Annotated in this window: 18 protein-coding genes; 11 read left to right on the top strand and 7 right to left on the bottom strand. The window is 39.6% G+C overall.

Features of this window, described 5'->3' with window-relative positions:
- The first annotated feature begins 18 nt into the window (after positions 1 to 18).
- The 3 genes from nagA to RV13_RS08175 all read left to right on the top strand — a co-directional run bounded on the left by nagA (position 19) and on the right by RV13_RS08175 (position 2,542).
- On the top strand, positions 19 to 1,164 hold the full coding sequence (gene nagA, locus RV13_RS08165) for an N-acetylglucosamine-6-phosphate deacetylase (RefSeq protein WP_010744674.1): 1,146 nt from the start codon (positions 19 to 21) through the stop codon (positions 1,162 to 1,164).
- 129 nt (positions 1,165 to 1,293) lie between these two features.
- Complete coding sequence (locus tag RV13_RS08170; RefSeq protein WP_010744675.1) at positions 1,294 to 1,992, top strand: gamma-glutamyl-gamma-aminobutyrate hydrolase family protein; 699 nt, start codon at positions 1,294 to 1,296, stop codon at positions 1,990 to 1,992.
- 31 nt (positions 1,993 to 2,023) lie between these two features.
- Entirely contained in the window at positions 2,024 to 2,542 is a 519-nt protein-coding gene (locus RV13_RS08175; RefSeq protein WP_010744676.1) for a nucleotidyltransferase domain-containing protein, read from the top strand.
- Positions 2,543 to 2,609: 67 nt separating this feature from the next.
- Here RV13_RS08175 and RV13_RS08180 read toward each other — a convergent pair whose 3' ends face one another.
- Positions 2,610 to 3,053, bottom strand: a complete 444-nt coding sequence (locus RV13_RS08180; RefSeq protein WP_010744677.1) for a hypothetical protein — start codon at positions 3,051 to 3,053, stop codon at positions 2,610 to 2,612.
- Between the two features lie 161 nt (positions 3,054 to 3,214).
- Between RV13_RS08180 and RV13_RS08185 the strand changes: the two genes are divergently transcribed.
- Complete coding sequence (locus RV13_RS08185) at positions 3,215 to 3,916, top strand: ABC transporter ATP-binding protein (RefSeq protein WP_010744678.1); 702 nt, start codon at positions 3,215 to 3,217, stop codon at positions 3,914 to 3,916.
- Positions 3,917 to 3,928: 12 nt separating this feature from the next.
- Positions 3,929 to 6,544: an ABC transporter permease gene (locus RV13_RS08190; RefSeq protein WP_010744679.1), complete on the top strand. Its 2,616-nt coding sequence runs from the start codon at positions 3,929 to 3,931 to the stop codon at positions 6,542 to 6,544.
- Positions 6,545 to 6,562: 18 nt separating this feature from the next.
- Here RV13_RS08190 and RV13_RS08195 read toward each other — a convergent pair whose 3' ends face one another.
- Both RV13_RS08195 and RV13_RS08200 read right to left on the bottom strand, forming a co-directional pair.
- On the bottom strand, positions 6,563 to 7,159 hold the full coding sequence (locus RV13_RS08195; protein WP_010744680.1) for an FUSC family protein: 597 nt from the start codon (positions 7,157 to 7,159) through the stop codon (positions 6,563 to 6,565).
- A gap of 100 nt (positions 7,160 to 7,259) precedes the next feature.
- A complete protein-coding gene (locus RV13_RS08200; protein ID WP_010744681.1) occupies positions 7,260 to 8,216 on the bottom strand; it encodes a Gfo/Idh/MocA family protein in 957 nt (318 codons plus the stop codon).
- 183 nt (positions 8,217 to 8,399) lie between these two features.
- Here RV13_RS08200 and RV13_RS08205 point away from each other — a divergent pair, with 183 nt between their 5' ends.
- From RV13_RS08205 to RV13_RS08225, 5 genes are all read left to right on the top strand, one after another.
- A complete protein-coding gene (locus RV13_RS08205; RefSeq protein WP_010744682.1) occupies positions 8,400 to 8,933 on the top strand; it encodes a hypothetical protein in 534 nt (177 codons plus the stop codon).
- A gap of 16 nt (positions 8,934 to 8,949) precedes the next feature.
- Entirely contained in the window at positions 8,950 to 9,735 is a 786-nt protein-coding gene (locus tag RV13_RS08210; protein WP_010744683.1) for a M15 family metallopeptidase, read from the top strand.
- A gap of 9 nt (positions 9,736 to 9,744) precedes the next feature.
- Positions 9,745 to 10,359 carry a glycoside hydrolase family 73 protein gene (locus RV13_RS08215; RefSeq protein ID WP_010744684.1) on the top strand — a complete coding sequence of 205 codons (615 nt, stop codon included), beginning with the start codon at positions 9,745 to 9,747 and terminating at the stop codon, positions 10,357 to 10,359.
- A 39-nt stretch (positions 10,360 to 10,398) separates the two neighbouring features.
- Positions 10,399 to 11,085 (top strand): beta/alpha barrel domain-containing protein, encoded by a 687-nt coding sequence (locus tag RV13_RS08220; protein WP_010744685.1) that lies wholly within the window; start codon positions 10,399 to 10,401, stop codon positions 11,083 to 11,085.
- 89 nt (positions 11,086 to 11,174) lie between these two features.
- A complete protein-coding gene (locus tag RV13_RS08225) occupies positions 11,175 to 11,945 on the top strand; it encodes a C39 family peptidase (protein WP_010744686.1) in 771 nt (256 codons plus the stop codon).
- A 32-nt stretch (positions 11,946 to 11,977) separates the two neighbouring features.
- On the opposite strand, the gene RV13_RS08230 is transcribed toward RV13_RS08225, so the two are convergent.
- Positions 11,978 to 12,709 (bottom strand): HAD family hydrolase, encoded by a 732-nt coding sequence (locus RV13_RS08230; RefSeq protein WP_010744687.1) that lies wholly within the window; start codon positions 12,707 to 12,709, stop codon positions 11,978 to 11,980.
- 215 nt (positions 12,710 to 12,924) lie between these two features.
- On the opposite strand from RV13_RS08230, the gene RV13_RS08235 reads away from it, so the two are divergent.
- Entirely contained in the window at positions 12,925 to 13,416 is a 492-nt protein-coding gene (locus RV13_RS08235; protein ID WP_010744688.1) for a pyridoxamine 5'-phosphate oxidase family protein, read from the top strand.
- 40 nt (positions 13,417 to 13,456) lie between these two features.
- Here the strand turns inward: RV13_RS08235 and RV13_RS08240 are convergent, their stop codons facing one another.
- Genes RV13_RS08240 through RV13_RS08250 form a run of 3 tightly spaced genes read right to left on the bottom strand, consistent with a single transcriptional unit; the run spans position 13,457 to position 15,822 of the window.
- Positions 13,457 to 14,119, bottom strand: coding sequence for a DUF2238 domain-containing protein (locus RV13_RS08240; protein WP_010744689.1), 663 nt, complete (start codon positions 14,117 to 14,119; stop codon positions 13,457 to 13,459).
- On the bottom strand, positions 14,109 to 14,618 hold the full coding sequence (locus tag RV13_RS08245) for a nucleoside 2-deoxyribosyltransferase (protein ID WP_010744690.1): 510 nt from the start codon (positions 14,616 to 14,618) through the stop codon (positions 14,109 to 14,111). Before RV13_RS08245 ends, RV13_RS08240 begins: the two co-directional genes overlap by 11 nt.
- Positions 14,605 to 15,822: a GNAT family N-acetyltransferase gene (locus RV13_RS08250; protein ID WP_010744691.1), complete on the bottom strand. Its 1,218-nt coding sequence runs from the start codon at positions 15,820 to 15,822 to the stop codon at positions 14,605 to 14,607. Before RV13_RS08250 ends, RV13_RS08245 begins: the two co-directional genes overlap by 14 nt.
- Between the last annotated feature and the right edge of the window lie 47 nt (positions 15,823 to 15,869).

Below are 15,869 nucleotides of genomic sequence, written 5' to 3' on the forward strand. Positions count from 1 at the left end.
AAAAAGGGAGAGCTCACAATGAAAATATTTATTTATGCTGACAAATTCTTTTTAAACTCTGGTGTTAAAGGCGCAGGTTATTTAGATGTCACTGATGGCATTTTTGGAACATATACGAAAGAAAAACCTGAAGGAGCAGAAATTATTGACCAATCAGGAAAATGGATTGCTCCTGGATTAGTGGATACCCACATTCACGGATATAAAAATCATGATGTAATGGATAATGATGCCGAAGGAATTAAGGTAATGTCTGAAGGTTTACTATCATGTGGTGTAACCAGCTTCTTACCAACTACCTTAACTTCTTCAAAAGAACGACTGAAAGATGTCGCAGAAACCATTGGTAAAGTATACCAAGAGGTTGATGGTGCGAAGATTCAAGGGATTTACTTTGAAGGTCCATTCTTTACTGAAGAACATAAGGGAGCACAAAACCCTAGCTACTTCGGTGATCCAGATTTGGACACATTCCATGAATGGCAAGAAGCGTCAGGCGGGTTGATCAAGAAAATCGCATTAGCACCTGAACGCAAAGGTGTTAGAGAATTCGTTAAAACAGTGACTGATGAAGGCGTTGTCGTATCTCTAGGCCATTCAAACGCTACTTTAGAAGAAGCGCAAGAAGCCGTAGAAGCAGGAGCCAGTGTCTTTGTCCATGCCTACAACGGGATGCGTGGTCTAAACCATCGCGAACCTGGTATGGTTGGGGCTTTACTAACCTTGCAACATGTCTTTTCAGAGTTGATTTGTGATGGTCATCATGTGCATCCTCAAGCGGCTGAAGTATTAATGGAAAAAGCTGGTCATGATCATGTTGCCTTGATTACTGATTGTATGATGGCAGGCGGAATGCCTGATGGCAACTACAATCTAGGGGAATTTCCAGTAGTCGTAAAAGAAGGTACCGCTCGTCTTGAATCTGGTAATTTAGCCGGAAGTATTTTAAAACTTAAAGAAGCGATTAAAAACGTGGTTGATTGGGACATCGCAACACCAGAACAAGCGATTATGATGGCAAGTTATGTTCCAGCAGTTAGCTGTAAGATTGACGATAAATGCGGGATGATCGCTGAAGGACGCGCAGCTGACTTCATCGTATTAGAACCTACTATGGACTTAGTCGCTACGTACCTTGATGGTGTTGAACGCTATCACGCTTAATTCATTCATTTAAACTTGGTCACTTTACTCGGTCATTTTGGCCGAGTTTTTTTGTTCTTTCATTGTTAATCTGGTAAAATTTTCATCAAAAGCTATTGGTTAGAGTGAAGAACTTAGTAGGAGGAGCCTATGAGACCAACGATTGGTGTAATGCCTTTATATGATAATGAAAGAAAAAGTATTTGGATGCTGCCAGGTTATTTGGAACTAGTCGAAAAAAATGGTGGCATTCCGTTGATTTTACCGCTGACAACAGATAAAGAAATTTTAGCTTCTTTTTTTACTATCTGCGACGGCTTTCTTTTTACAGGTGGGCAGGATATAGACCCAAGTCTTTATAGAGAGAAAAAACAAGCTGTCTGTGGGGAACAATCTTTTTGTCGTGATGAAATGGAGTGTTTCCTTATGAAAGAAGCAATAGCTAAAAAGAAGCCAATTCTAGCAATTTGTCGAGGCGCTCAGTTGTTAAATGTTTTATTCGGAGGGACGCTTTATCAGGACTTGAGGAATGACCATCCGACAGCTGTTAATCATCAGATGGTTGCTCCTTATGCCAGGAAGCAACACGAAGTATCTCTAATTGAGGGCGGGATGCTTCACCGCATCTGGCAACGGTCAAAGTTGGGCGTAAACAGCTATCATCATCAAGCAATCAAAGATTTAGGCGAAGGCCTTGAAGTCACAGCCGTTTCGACAGATGGGGTGATTGAAGGAATTTCGTTAAAAGAGTCAGCATTTGTTAACGGGGTGCAATGGCATCCAGAATTTTTCAATGCGTCTACACCGGAAAATCAAGCTTTAATGGCAGCATTCTATTCAGCATGTTAAAATTGCTTGAGAAAAAAGTAGGAGGGAAAAAATGGCATCGGATAAAGAAGAGCTTTCTATCGCAGACAAAGACAGTTTTCTTATGATTGTTGATTTGTTAAACGAGATGGGTATTCGTTATTGGATTGAAGGGGGATGGGGCATTGATGTACTTATTGGTAAACAAACAAGGCCCCATAGAGACATAGATGTTGATTTTGATGCTGACCAAGAAGAGCTGCTAATGCAAAAGTTGATTGATTTAGGATATGAACGAATAATGGATCAACGACCAGTGCGTGCAGAGCTTTATCATCCAAACTATGGCTATATTGATATTCACCCATTTATTATCAGCAAATCGGGAACAATGAAGCAAGCAAATCCAGAGGGTGGTTTCTTTGAATTAGCCTCAGAGTGGTTCTCACAAGGGACTTTCGAAGATCGTTTGATTCCATGTGTCTCAGTTGAAGGGCAGAGACTTTTTCACACCGGCTATGAGCTTAGAGACGTGGATCATGCGGATTTAAAACAGCTAAACGCTGCTTTTCCTCCAGCCGAAGAAGAATGATAAATAAATCTAGCTTCTTAGTCAATCAAGATATTAGGATTTTTCAAGGAAAGCTTACAAAAAAAAATTATTCTTCCGCTAAATACCTATCGATTTCTTGTTGGGTCAGTCTTCTTATTTCAGTACCGGCAAATGCTTTAAAGTGAGTTTGGCGATAGAGCGCCTGCTTATTCTCGGTATATTTTTTCTTATGGTTGGCTAGATAGGTGGTGTAGCTCTCATCATCCAAAAAGATTTTATAGGATTTTCGCTTGGATTCACTAATCACTTCGTAAATTCCACAAGGAGCTTGCTGCAAATAATCAGCCGCTCGTAAATACAATTTTGCAATCTCTAGACTTTTAAATGGAAAATCTATTCTGCGTAATTGACGCTTCGGATCTTTTTGCAGACAAATACACCTGCCGCAAGTACCACAAATATACTGTTCATGTTTTTCTAAGCATTCTCTTTTTCCGAGTATCGGTGTTGCACGATTATTCGCTGAATAGCATTCGATACATTCCTTCATATTGACGCCTCCTTTTCTCTATTATCTATTCAAAAACTGTCATTTTCAATCACTAAAAAATTTAAGAGGCTGACGATATCTATCGTTGGCTTTTTTTCTCGCTATGTTAAACTAAAAAGAAAAAAGTTTTTCAATCAGCTTTGTAAGTAAGGGGAGATAGAATGGCTTATATAGATGTAATTGATGAGAGCAAGCATTATAAAATGGGCGAAACAGTTATTAAAGCAAATGAGAAAATCAATTTTTCTATTGAAAAAGGCGAAGTAGCGGTGATTCTCGGACCAAGTGGTGCAGGGAAGTCTACGGTGTTAAATATTTTAGGCGGCATGGATAGCTGTGATGAGGGAAAAGTGGTGGTAGATGGCACAAATATTGCGGCTTTCAGTGATAAGGAATTAACCACTTACCGCCGAAATGATGTTGGTTTTGTTTTTCAATTTTATAATTTGGTTCCCAATTTAACAGCAAAAGAAAACGTTGAACTAGCTTCTCAAATCGTAGCCGACGCGATGGAGCCTGAAGCTGTGCTACGATCTGTGGGCTTGGGAGAACGGATGGATAACTTTCCTGCCCAATTATCTGGCGGGGAACAACAACGGGTTACAATTGCTCGAGCGCTAGCCAAAAGGCCAAAACTACTTTTATGTGATGAACCAACCGGCGCATTGGATTTTGAAACTGGAAAGCAAATTTTGAAAATATTGCAGGATACTGCACGTGAAAACGGTACAACGGTCGTAATCATCACACATAATTCGGCAATCGCACCAATGGCTGATCGAGTGATTCGAATCAATGACGCTAGGGTTCGAAGCGAAGAACTGAATGAACAGCCTCAGTCGATTGAAGATATTCAGTGGTAAGAGGTGATGATCATGGGGAAAGCGATACGACGTTCCAATTGGCGTGAGATCGGACAATCTAAAACGCGTTTTTTTTCAATTTTAGGGATTATTTTCTTAGGTGTCGCTTTTTATGTCGGACTGCGTGCTACAGGACCAGACATGCTGAAGACAGCCGCTAACTATTATAAAAAGCAGAACTTGGCCGATACACGTATCGTCTCTTCAATGGGATTGACAGATAAGGATATTGATTTATTACAAGGAATAAAAGGCACGACCATAGAGGGGCGTTATTTTCAAGATATTAATCTCAGCCAAGAAAACCAGGTTTTTCGAATTTTTAGCTATGACTCTAAGCAAACGTTGAATCGTTTAGTTGTAACAGAAGGCCGTTTACCTAGAAAAGCAAATGAAATTGTACTAGATGATTTTGCGAAAGAAAAAGGTTACGAGCTTAATAAGACATTCAATTTTGCTGCAGATGATCCATCTAACGCCTTTAAGCGACAGGAATATACTGTCGTGGGTTTTGTTAAAAGTCCAGAGTTTATTGAGAATATCTCACGTGGAAACACAACAGTCGGAAAAGGGTCGATCGATTGTTTTGCCTTTATTTTGCCAGAAAACTTTACTCAACCAGTATTCTCAGAAGCGCTAGTCGCCTTTACGGATCTAAAAAATCAATCGGCTTACTCAAAGCAGTATGAGAAGCGATTCAAATCAGATCAAAAGAGATTAAAAGAGCAGCTGAAACCAATTGCCACATCTAGTTTGAAGGAGAGAAAGAACCAGCAGCAAAAGCTATTAGATCAAGAAAAGGAAAACTTTCAAACACAAACAGGCATAAACATAGAGGAGCTATCACCGGAACAAGTCTTGGGATTGACCAGAATAAATCCTGAGCTGCCAAAGCAGTTGGACACACTGGAGAAACAACAGCAAAGAATCGACTCCTTACCTGCACCTGAGTACCATCTATTTGCTCGTTCTGATAATCCGGGATATAGCGAATATGAAGACAATGCCCAGCGCATTTCATCGTTAGCTTCGGTATTTCCTTGGATCTTCTTTTTAATTGCTGCTTTGGTCACACTGACGACAATGACTAGAATGGTAGAGGAAAAGCGAAATGAATTGGGGACATTTAAGGCGTTAGGGTACCGAAACGGAGAAATCGCAGAAAAATATCTGCTTTATGCTTTGTTGGCTGGGGGATTGGGCACACTGTTAGGACTGGGGATCGGTTTTTATGTATTGCCGAAAATTATCTTTAATGCCTATGGGCAGCTGTACAATTTGGAAAATGTAGTAACCCCCTGGTACTTAGAGTATACATTGATTGCTTTTGCCGTCGCTTTAGCTTGTTCAGTAGGATCGGCATGGATCGTTTTACGATATGATTTGAAGGCCACTCCTGCAATTTTAATGCAGCCCAAAGCGCCTAAAAAGGGGAAAAGAATCTTTTTAGAGCGTGTAAAATTCATTTGGCGTCGACTCTCCTTTAGTCAAAAGGTTACTTTACGTAATTTATTTCGTTATAAGCAGCGAATGCTCATGACCGTAATAGGAATTGCTGGCTGTATGTCGATGATTATTACGGGATTTGGTTTACGGGATTCAATCGGCGATATTGTTACACTGCAATTTGACAAGCTGTGGCATTATCAAGGGACCACGGTCTTTAAAGAGGAACCATCAGCATCAGAAGAACAGAGTTATGTCAAACAGCTAGAAACTTTTTCTGATTTTCAGCATCATCTATTTGTTTCATTAGAGACGTTTACTGCGCAAAAAGAGGGTGTCTCAAAACAAGAAATCAGTTTATCCGTCCCTAAAGAAAAGCAGCAGCTTTCAAATTTTGTGTCTTTTAGGGAACGAAAAACAGGAAAGAACGAGACTCTTACAGATAAAGGAGTCATTATTAATGAGAAGCTTGCCAAACTGTTTGAGATAAAAAAGGGGAATACTTTAACGATTCAATCTATCGAGGGAAAAGAATACACAGTGAAAGTAGCTGCGATAGCCGAAAACTATGTGGGACACTTTATTTATATGACACCAACGTATTATGAAAAAGTTTTTGACAAGCAGCCGACGTATAATACAGATCTTTTACTATTTAGCAAAGCTCCAAGCCAGCATAGAGAAGACCAGATGGCGAAGAAGTTAATGGAGCGTTCAGAGATCGCTAATGTAAGCTTTATGTCTAAATCTCGAGATGCGTTGAAGGATACAGTGAAAAGTCTAAATATCATCATGTGGGTATTGATTGTATCGGCCGGGTTATTGGCATTTATTGTTCTCTATAATTTAACGAATATCAATGTTTCAGAGCGTATTCGTGAATTATCGACGATCAAGGTCTTGGGATTTTACGATAATGAAGTTGTTCGGTATGTTTATCGTGAAAATATTTTGCTGACGTTCATGGGGATTGTTTTTGGCTTACTGCTGGGAAAAATCGAACATGGCTATATTTTGCAGACAGTTGAATTGGACATGACGATGTTTTCGCCGAACATTCAACCGTTGAGTTACATTTACGCGAGTTTGATTACACTGTTTTTCACATTAGTGGTAGGCGTAATCATGTACTTTCGCTTAAAGAAAATCGATATGATCGAAGCATTGAAGGCAAATGACTAGTATAATAAAAGATCAGTCTCATTTTTGGTGAGACTGATCTTTTATTTGTTTGCGAACGTCATAGAGCATCTTATTTAAATCGGCTTCTTTCTTTCGCAGCTCCACGAGGTCTTCTTTGATTTGTTTTTCCTTTTCATCTGTTTGGGGTGTGATCGCTCCGTTTAGAGAGATCCCAATGATCGTCCCGATAAAAGTATCTAATACACGATTCAACGCATAGATAAACGATTCTCCTTGAGGAATGCTCAAAGCAATCAAAAGCATCGTAGCGATCGCAGAAATAATTCCTGAATTATTATTGAGCCCATCCGAGATTACGATGACTAAAATTACCAGCAGGGGGAGTAAAAATAATTCAACATAAAAATCATTTTTAAAAAAAGCTTGGACATAATAAAAAATCAATGCTAATAAACCGCCGAGCGAATTTCCTAGTACTCGCGAACGACCGAAGGAAATGCTTGTAGTCAAATCCTGTCGCAAGGAGAAAACCGCGGCCAAAGCAGCGATCAATGGTGATCCGCGGTCGGTCACATGGAACAAAAGAATACACAGCATAACCGCTAAAGCAGTTTTTATCGTTCGCATACCTAAACGAAAGCGACCAATTTGCACGTTTTATCCCTCTTTCTTCTCTTTATATAGAATAGTTTAGCGGAACTTTGACAAAAAAACAAAAGGCATCGTCTAAGCAATGCCTTTTGTTGGAAGAAAATTATTTTTGCAGCCACTTTTGCTGCATCTGATCTAAAATATCGATAACATCCTTCGTAAAGAAGAGGGATTTATTCGGAAGATCACCGTTGATCATGTTTACCATGTTTTCAATTTCGTAGTTCATGGCATTTCCTGTAAAGCCAGATTCAATCAATTCTTTTGTTCCGTCATTAAAAACAAGCTCTGCCTTATCCGCTCGTGGATATTCATCCACGGTTAAATAGGCATTTTCAAAAGCAACAATCCCTTTTTTAGGCATTTTCGCTTGGAAGGTCAGGCTAATCGTCGCTAACTCATTTTTTTGGTTTTGCAGGATCGTCACGGATTGTTCGTCCACTCCTGTTGAAAAGGGAATCATCGTTGAAGCGATAACCTCTGGTTGTTCTGATAAGAACCAGCGAGCAAAGGACACAGCGTAGGTGCCGATGTCCAGCAACGCGCCACCAGCCAAATCGGGATTGAAGAAACGATTGGTGGGGTCTGGTTCTTTGTAGCTGCCAAAGGGAGCTTGGATCATTTTTAGTTTCCCTAGTCGTCCACTATCCATCAATGTGTGAAGCTCATGATATAAGGGCATGTTAAAGATGGTCATCGCTTCCGCTAAGATCACGTGCTGTTGTTCAGCCAATTCGATGGCTTCTTGTAATTCCTTTGCATTCATGGTGATCGCTTTCTCACAAAGGACATGCTTCTTTGCTTTCAGAGCTTGTATAATGTGTTGATAATGTTGGCGATTTGGTACCGCGATATATATAATAGAAATATCATCATCTGCTAACAATTCTTCGTAGCTGCCATAAGCCTTAGGCAAATCGTATTGTTTCGCAAATTCTTCGGCTTTTTCTAAAGTACGTGAGGCACAAGCAGTTAATTTACTGGTCGTTTGGTTAAAGTTTTCAGCGAAATCATGAGCGATGCCGCCAAGTCCAATGATTCCCCATTGTAAGTCAGTCATAATGCTCCTCCTAGTGTTCGTTTGAGCTTTTAATTTCGGTTTTACTGAAAGTTAAAAAAAAATCGAAATAAGCGTCAAGCTTTGTTCAAAGTATAGCAGTAAATATTAAAATATTTCAATCCATTTGCCAAAGGACTGTATTTTTTCTAAAAATTCAGTAGAATAAGAGAGGAGGGATTTTTCGTGAATCAAATTTATTTGGATTTAGTGATGAGTGCAATTTTTGAACAATTTCATACCGAACAAGATTTTTATCAGGATTATTTAGGCGTCAATGAGGTTCAATGGCAGCAATGGAAAGCGGGACAGAATAATCTATCTCCCGAGGCGAATCAAAAGATTAAAAATCTTTTTAGTGATTACGAATGGATGTTAAGTCAAAAGGTCATTCGACAAACCTTTTTGTTCCCCGAAAAACGTCCAACTGCAGTTGCAGAATATCGTGAAATGAAAACGATCGTTGCACAGAAATGGATCGCCAGCGGATTAGCTCAAGTGGAGATGATTCCGTTTAAAAATAAAAATGAAGAAGAGAACCATGATTTTATCGACTTGCGCGTAACGATTGATTATGATAATTGGGGTTATAGTGATATACTAAGCTTTCGTTTACCCGCTCATATTCAAAATCAAATTGCCAGTGCGCATAAGAAAACCGCACTGCTGGATTGGGTCAATGAGAACTTAACGGAAACCTATACGTCATTGGACGATTAACGAGAGGATTTTTACATTGAAAAAAACAGTAGGACTACTTTCAGTCATTATTATGTTTGGAATGACCGCCTATTCGCTTTTTTATAGTGCACCTGCAGAAACGGATGCGAAAAAAGCGACAGCCACGACTTACTCATTCGAAAAAAAGACGACATCGTCAAAAAAGAAAAATGCTGTGCAAAAAGCATTGCCTGATTCGAATGCAAAGGACTGGAATCTTGTCTTGGTAGGTCCTAAAAACAAAATTGAAAATGAAGTCGCTGAAAGTCAGTTAGCTACACTGTCAGATAATAGTCATCAAGTAGACAGTCGGATCGCCGCAGATTACGAAGACTTTTCCGAAGCTGCAACGAAAGCTGGTTTTCCCTTGGTCATTATTTCTGCTTTCCGATCGGTAGAATCTCAAAAAGAAGTATTTGATACGAACGTGAATGGCTTAGTGAGTGGAAATGGAATGACCGAAGAAGAGGCAATTGCTAAAACTAAGGAAACCATCACAGAACCTGGCTATAGTGAGCATCATACAGGACTGGCTGTCGATATCGTTGATCAAGATTGGTACAATACCTATCAAACACAGGTACTGGATGCTTCCTATGGGGATCAGCCAGGAGCTAAATGGATCGCTGAAAATGCACCAAAATATGGTTTTATCATTCGTTATCCAAAGGATCGGCAAGATATTACCGGCATTACTTATGAACCTTGGCATATTCGCTATGTTGGTAAGGAAAATGCAGAGTATATCACTAAGCACGACCTAACTTTGGAAGAGTTTTTGAAACAGTTGTCAGCCAAGTAAGGAGCTACTATGCCTAAAAAAATCTACAAAAAACGAAAGACCAAAACTTCGATCCCGCTAATTTTTGCGGGAGTCTTAGTTATTGGGTTAGCTTTCGTTTTTTCTTTACATACATTATCTGATTTTGGGGTTGAGAAAGAGCAACAGGAAGAAACTTTGTCCCGTCAGGATTTCATTGATCAGTTGGTCCCACATGCGAAAGAGCTGCAGCAGGGATATGGTGTTTTACCTAGTATTATTTTAGGTCAAGCCATTCTAGAGTCCAATTGGGGGCAATCTCAGCTTGCCAGTCAATATAAAAATCTTTTTGGGATCAAAGCATCAGGGAATCAACCAAAAGTCAGTTTAGAAACAAAAGAATATGTGAATGAGCAATGGATCACCATTCAAGGAGAATTCAAGGTGTATAATTCTTGGAATGAATCCTTAGATGATCATACGATGCTTTTTGTTAACGGAACGAATTGGGATCCCAAACTTTATGCCGGTGTACTGACGGCTACGGATTATCGCCAGGCCGCTCAGGCGCTTCAATCTGCTGGCTATGCGACCGATCCAGATTACGCGAGTAAGATTATCAGTGTCATCGAAACATATAACTTGGAGCAGTACGATCATTCATAGTAAAATTAACTTATGAAGTTGATTGGGAGATGAGTTTGAATGGCAGATAAATATGTACCTGAAATTATGACTGAATTACGTCAAGATATCGTTCGTGTACCGAAAGTAATTAAAAATGCGTCAGGGATCAGCATCTTTGGCAAATTGATTCGTTCGATCATTTTTACGACAGATATCGCGATTATTCGAAACACGGATGCGGATGCAGTAATTGCTGTTTATCCTTTTACGCCGCATCCAGCAATCACGAAAAGTATTATTGAAGCAGCGGATATCCCAGTGTTTTCTGGTGTTGCGGGTGGACTGACTCACGGAGCACGCTCCGCCTACATGGGAATGTTTGCGGAATCACAAGGAAGCTTAGGTGTGGTAGTCAATGGACCGACGCCTGTAGAGACGATTCAAGCAATTTATGACGTTGTGGATGTTCCGGTAATCGCTACGGTCACTTCAAAGTATTCTAAAATTGAAGAAAAGCTTGCTGCTGGGGTGGAGATTATTAATATCAGCGCTGGTAAAGATACTGTAGAAGCTGTTAAGCATTTCAGAAAAACTTATCCAGAACTGCCAATTATTGCGACTGGTGGTCCAGATGAGGAAACGATCGAAGCAACGATTGAAGCGGGGGCCAATGCTATCACTTACACGCCACCTTCAAACGGTGTGTTGTTCAGTAAAAAGATGGAAAAATACCGTAAGATGGAATACGATGAAGATCATCAATAGAACAGTTGTCAAAAACTAGTAATGGTTTTTGACAGCTGTTTTTAGTTTCATTTAAGTTAGCTTTGAGATACTCATTCTAAGAGAAATGAATGATTGGGGTGAGGAAGATCAAACGCTTATTTAACTGGATATGCCTTCTTTGTATTCTTCTGTCTGGATGCTTGTTCTTCTATCAGGACAAGCAATCACAAGCAGACAGTAGCGACGTACAAAAGACAGCGCCGTCAGAAATTTTACTTGCTGATAATCAAAGTACGAGCACATCATTGATCGACGTTCCTTTAGAAAACCAAAATACAGGCAGTATTCCTTTGGAAAATGGCTGTGAAGTCACAGCATTATCCATGTTGTTGAATTTTTACGATTACGGTACGGATAAGAACGAACTGGCAGACTTGTTGAACTATGTCCCTGTCTATGAAAATGAAGCAGAAGACATTCGAGGCAATCCTCACGAAGGGTTTGTGGGAAATATCTATGAAGGCTACGACGCAATGGGTGTAGCGGTGGAACCAATTGCTCAAGTAGCAGAGGAAATCGTTGGAACGAATCAGGAAGTTGTTGCTAGCAGTGACACGTCTTTTTCTGAATTAGTAAACCTTATTCAAGCGGGCACTCCTGTTTGGGTAGTCACAACAGTTGACTTTGAGGTACCAACAGCCAGTGATTTTATGACATGGCAGACGACTAGCGGTGAGGTGCGTGTTTCCCCTTTATGTCATGCGGTTGTTGTTACCGGAGTAGATGAAGATCATGTGTACGTGAATGATCCCTATGGTTATAAAAATCGAATTGTTGACCGACAGGACTTTGAAAAAATTTATCAAAGAATGGGTAGTCAATCGCTTTACTTAAGCTAAAATGAAGGCACGGAAATCATCCGTGCCTTTTTCTATGCAAAAATGTGTTGGAATGTTGGTAACAATTGATCGAAAGAAGTTAATTCAATATCGTGAATTTGCGATGTTCCCTTTGGTAATTGGCGGTTGCGATGGTTTAGCCAAAGAGATTGCCAACCCGCACGCTTTGATCCAATGACATCGTTATTAAAATTATCCCCCACATATAAAGAGCATTCAGGGTTTAAGTCAAATTGTTTTTTCCCTAGATCAAATATTTCCACGTCAGGTTTTTCGTAACCCGTCGCTTGAGAAATAATGATATTGTCTTCGTTTACCCAATTTAATAGTCCTAGCTGTAAAATCTTTTTGTATTGATGATCCGTTGGGCCATTCGTGATGATGCTGATGGGGACTTTTCTCTTTTTCAAAAAATCGAGAGTTTTTTCCACTTCTTGATGCATGGTAATCGCGTCAAGTTCAACTTCATAGACTTCTTGGAACGCTAGTGCTTCTTCATCAGTAATGTGAGGATAATCCAAATCTTTCAGAGACTGGCTAATACGATGAGACCGCATATATTCCAGTGACCATTCTTGTGTGATAACCTTGTTAAAGTTTGCGTCACTGTGTACACGGAAACGAGTGTAAAGGGGGAGCATATCCTCATCACTTACTAAAGGAAATAATTTTTGGACCGCCTTGCGAAATGGTTCTTGTTGATCGTAAATAGTATCATCGATATCAAATACGACAGTTTCAATCAAAATCGACACGCCTTTCATTTTCAGCAAATTTTCAAATAATTACAGTAGCTATTTTAGTACAAAAAATCACACAAAAAAAGAGGAAAATCGTTGATTAGAAAAGGTTTTTCCTACTAAAAAAGACAAACCCCAGTCTATCAATTTTCAGTTTTTTTAACTAAAAAAAAGATTTCTTTTTAATTTCTAATCTATTATGATTAGACTAAAGAAATGGAAAAGGTGGAGGGCTGATTATGCGCAGAAAAAAAAGACAAGTAACCGATAGGAAATCAATCCAAAATTTAGTTGAAGAAGCACAAGTCGTACGAATTGCGTTGAACGGAGAGGACTATCCATATGTTGTACCGGTTAACTATGGTTATGAGTGGGAGAACGATCAGCTAACACTTTTTGTTCATGGTGCTACTGAAGGAAAAAAGGTGTCGATGATTAAGAATGACCCTAGAGTAGCTGTTGAGCTTGAGGGGAATCATAAGCTTGTGGAAGGAACCATGAATGCAGCGACCTATTCCTATGCTTATCAAAGCTTGATAGGTTTTGGTAAAGCAGAAATAGTGGAGGATTTGGAAGAGAAAAGAAAAGCATTGCATGTTTTAATGGATCATGCCGCAAAGGGAGCAGCTTTCGACGAGATTCCAGAGAGCATGCTCAAACGAACTGGAATTATCAAAATAGTGCTAGATTCCTATACGATGAAAGAGAACGTTCATCCAGATGAAAAGTAGAAAAAGGTTCAAAACCGATAGTGCTCGGTTTTGAACCTTTTTATTTACTAATTTTCTTTAAGCGATATTCTTCAAAATATGCCGCCTTGCCGCGACTTTGAATCCTCGCATAGATACCCATGAGAACCGCACCAATCGTATTGGTTAAAAGATCTCCCATCGTATCCATCAAAGCAGCTCGGCCAACCAATAGTTCGCCTGCAGAAGTTGCATATCGCTGAAGATTCATATCCGCAACAGTATCGCAGAGAAATTCCCAAAACTCCCAGAAGACGCCACAAACACCGGCAAAGGCAAAACCAAACAGCAAGAACAACCAAGGAGAAGTTTTACTGATGTCCGCATCCTTCATAAAGAAACCAAGCAGTCCATAGCCCATCGCCGTTAAGACCATTGGGCTAACCGTATGCAAAATTTTATCCCAGAAAGAAATGATGGAAATCATGTGCAGCGATGTTCCTAGAAAGACCGAGATCACTAAAAAGAACCAATAGAAATAAATGATTTTCTCAGGTAAAACAATTTTAAAAAGCTTTTCTATTATTTCTGGTAAGAAGATCAGTGCAATCCCTGCTAAACATTCAATGACAAAAATGACTCCTTGTTTCGTGGAGTATTTACCAATAACAAATTCAAAAATATTATAAATAAGACAAAGAGCACCGAATATCAATAAAGCTAGCCGATATTTTTTATAAGTCACGGAAATCACTACCTTCTAAATAAGATTTGATTGCTTCTAATAGAGCTTCTTCGTTGCTAACGATTGTACCGTTTAATTTAATCAGGCCCACTGTGTAGAGATTTAAATAATGAAATTGATTCTCTGCTGGCGTTTGTAGCGCGTCAATCTTTTGCTGATTGTCCGCGCCTTGCTGCCGAGAATCCGTATATAAAGCAATCACAGGAATTCCTTTTGCATAAGCGACACCAATTTCTGAAGCGACACCCGCATCAATTGTTAAGCCATCTAATAACGCCACCATCAGATCACTTTTTAATACTTCATCAGTATCAGCTAGAGCGATCATTTTGCTGTCCGCATAAGCCGATTTATCATTGATTCCTTCGTTTTCTTGTGGCAAATAAATGGTCAGGTTGTCATCAAGTTCTCTAATTTTTTTTACTAAATATTGATTATAAAATAGGTCACTTTGCGCAAATAAAGGTGCAGCAAAATAAATATGTTTAGAAGTAGTCACTAAAATAAGCCTCCATATCTGGTATTGTTGATTCTAATAATTCAATCGCCTTTTTGTCGGCATCCAGCCGTTCGATCCGTGCAAGGTAAGCAGCACGACGGTAATTCATCAGCATGCAGGTTAATGTTTGAATGTTCAAACGAATTCGCTTGCCTTTCGGTTCATCTGAAAGATGCAATTTGCCATCCTCATCCCAGCTAAGTGCGAATATCCCATTGTTCCATTCCGCAATCGGATCATCGACGACAAAATAGAAGGGCTCTACTGGTTTTTCAAAAGGATATTCCAACAAGAATTCCTTCACATCAACAATTCGCGCCATGAAGAAAGGTGCGATCGTTTCTGTTATTTCGCTATCATCGAGCAGGAAGGAGAGAGGTTCATTTTTAAAAATATCTCCCTTTACCCAGTAGACCATTGAGAAGTGAGCGCTGATAAAATTCCACAGACCGTTTCGTGCTTCTTGATTCAAATAAAACATTTCTTTAATATGGAAAACTTCATCTGAGATCCAGTAAAAAAGTACACCTGTCGGTTTTTTATCCGCATCATAATAAATCGCAGCGATCCGTTCTTCCTCATTTTCGAAACGCCAATATTCTTCCCAGTTAAGCTCTTTGCGAATCATTGCCCCGTGGTTGTTTAAAGCAAACTCGTGGTACACCTGATAAACATCTGGATCATCGACTTCCTTGCGTTCAACGATGCCTGGCAGATCAACTTGTTTCGGTAACTGAGTATCCTTGATTTTGAAGCTGAGTTTGTCCGACATAATTTCCCAGCCCTTGCGACGGTAATAGGGAATATTGTATGGATATAAATAGGAGATCCATTGGCGGTCTTTCCGCATTTGGATCAAGGCTTTTTCGATCAAATCCTTCATCAATCCATGATTGGCATATTCAGGATACGTCCCGACCCCAGTCACGCCGCCCATTTGAAACAATTTTCCGTGAATATTAACTTCACAGGGATAAATAGCGATCTGAGAAATCAAGTTTTCATCGTGGAACCAGCCAAAAACTTTGGATTGTTCCAATACAGGCTTCTTTGCCCGAACCATTTCCCGCTTATTCTCATATCCGCTGTTTTCAATATCACTTTCTGTAACTTGAAAAACATAGCTGAGTAATTCATCGTACTGCGCTAAATGTTCTTCTCCAACTGGCTTCAAGACTAAGTTTTTCTTAAAGTCACTATCCATTCTTTCATCTCCTAGTTCCTATTAATGTAATTATTTTTCTGAGGAAA

This window comes from Enterococcus raffinosus (assembly GCF_001886185.1).
GTDB classification, from domain to species: Bacteria; Bacillota; Bacilli; order Lactobacillales; family Enterococcaceae; genus Enterococcus_A; species Enterococcus_A raffinosus.

Bases quoted from the DNA above. Each gene is read 5' to 3' on its own strand.
- RV13_RS08185 (WP_010744678.1), top strand. From the start codon at position 3,215: ATGGCTTATATAGATGTAATTGATGAGAGCAAGCATTATAAAATGGGC.
- RV13_RS08250 (WP_010744691.1), bottom strand. From the start codon at position 15,822: ATGGATAGTGACTTTAAGAAAAACTTAGTCTTGAAGCCAGTTGGAGAA.
- RV13_RS08190 (WP_010744679.1), top strand. From the start codon at position 3,929: ATGGGGAAAGCGATACGACGTTCCAATTGGCGTGAGATCGGACAATCT.
- RV13_RS08235 (WP_010744688.1), top strand. From the start codon at position 12,925: ATGCGCAGAAAAAAAAGACAAGTAACCGATAGGAAATCAATCCAAAAT.
- RV13_RS08170 (WP_010744675.1), top strand. From the start codon at position 1,294: ATGAGACCAACGATTGGTGTAATGCCTTTATATGATAATGAAAGAAAA.
- RV13_RS08180 (WP_010744677.1), bottom strand. From the start codon at position 3,053: ATGAAGGAATGTATCGAATGCTATTCAGCGAATAATCGTGCAACACCG.
- RV13_RS08230 (WP_010744687.1), bottom strand. From the start codon at position 12,709: ATGAAAGGCGTGTCGATTTTGATTGAAACTGTCGTATTTGATATCGAT.
- RV13_RS08200 (WP_010744681.1), bottom strand. From the start codon at position 8,216: ATGACTGACTTACAATGGGGAATCATTGGACTTGGCGGCATCGCTCAT.
- RV13_RS08175 (WP_010744676.1), top strand. From the start codon at position 2,024: ATGGCATCGGATAAAGAAGAGCTTTCTATCGCAGACAAAGACAGTTTT.
- RV13_RS08225 (WP_010744686.1), top strand. From the start codon at position 11,175: ATGATTGGGGTGAGGAAGATCAAACGCTTATTTAACTGGATATGCCTT.
- RV13_RS08220 (WP_010744685.1), top strand. From the start codon at position 10,399: ATGGCAGATAAATATGTACCTGAAATTATGACTGAATTACGTCAAGAT.
- RV13_RS08215 (WP_010744684.1), top strand. From the start codon at position 9,745: ATGCCTAAAAAAATCTACAAAAAACGAAAGACCAAAACTTCGATCCCG.
- nagA (WP_010744674.1), top strand. From the start codon at position 19: ATGAAAATATTTATTTATGCTGACAAATTCTTTTTAAACTCTGGTGTT.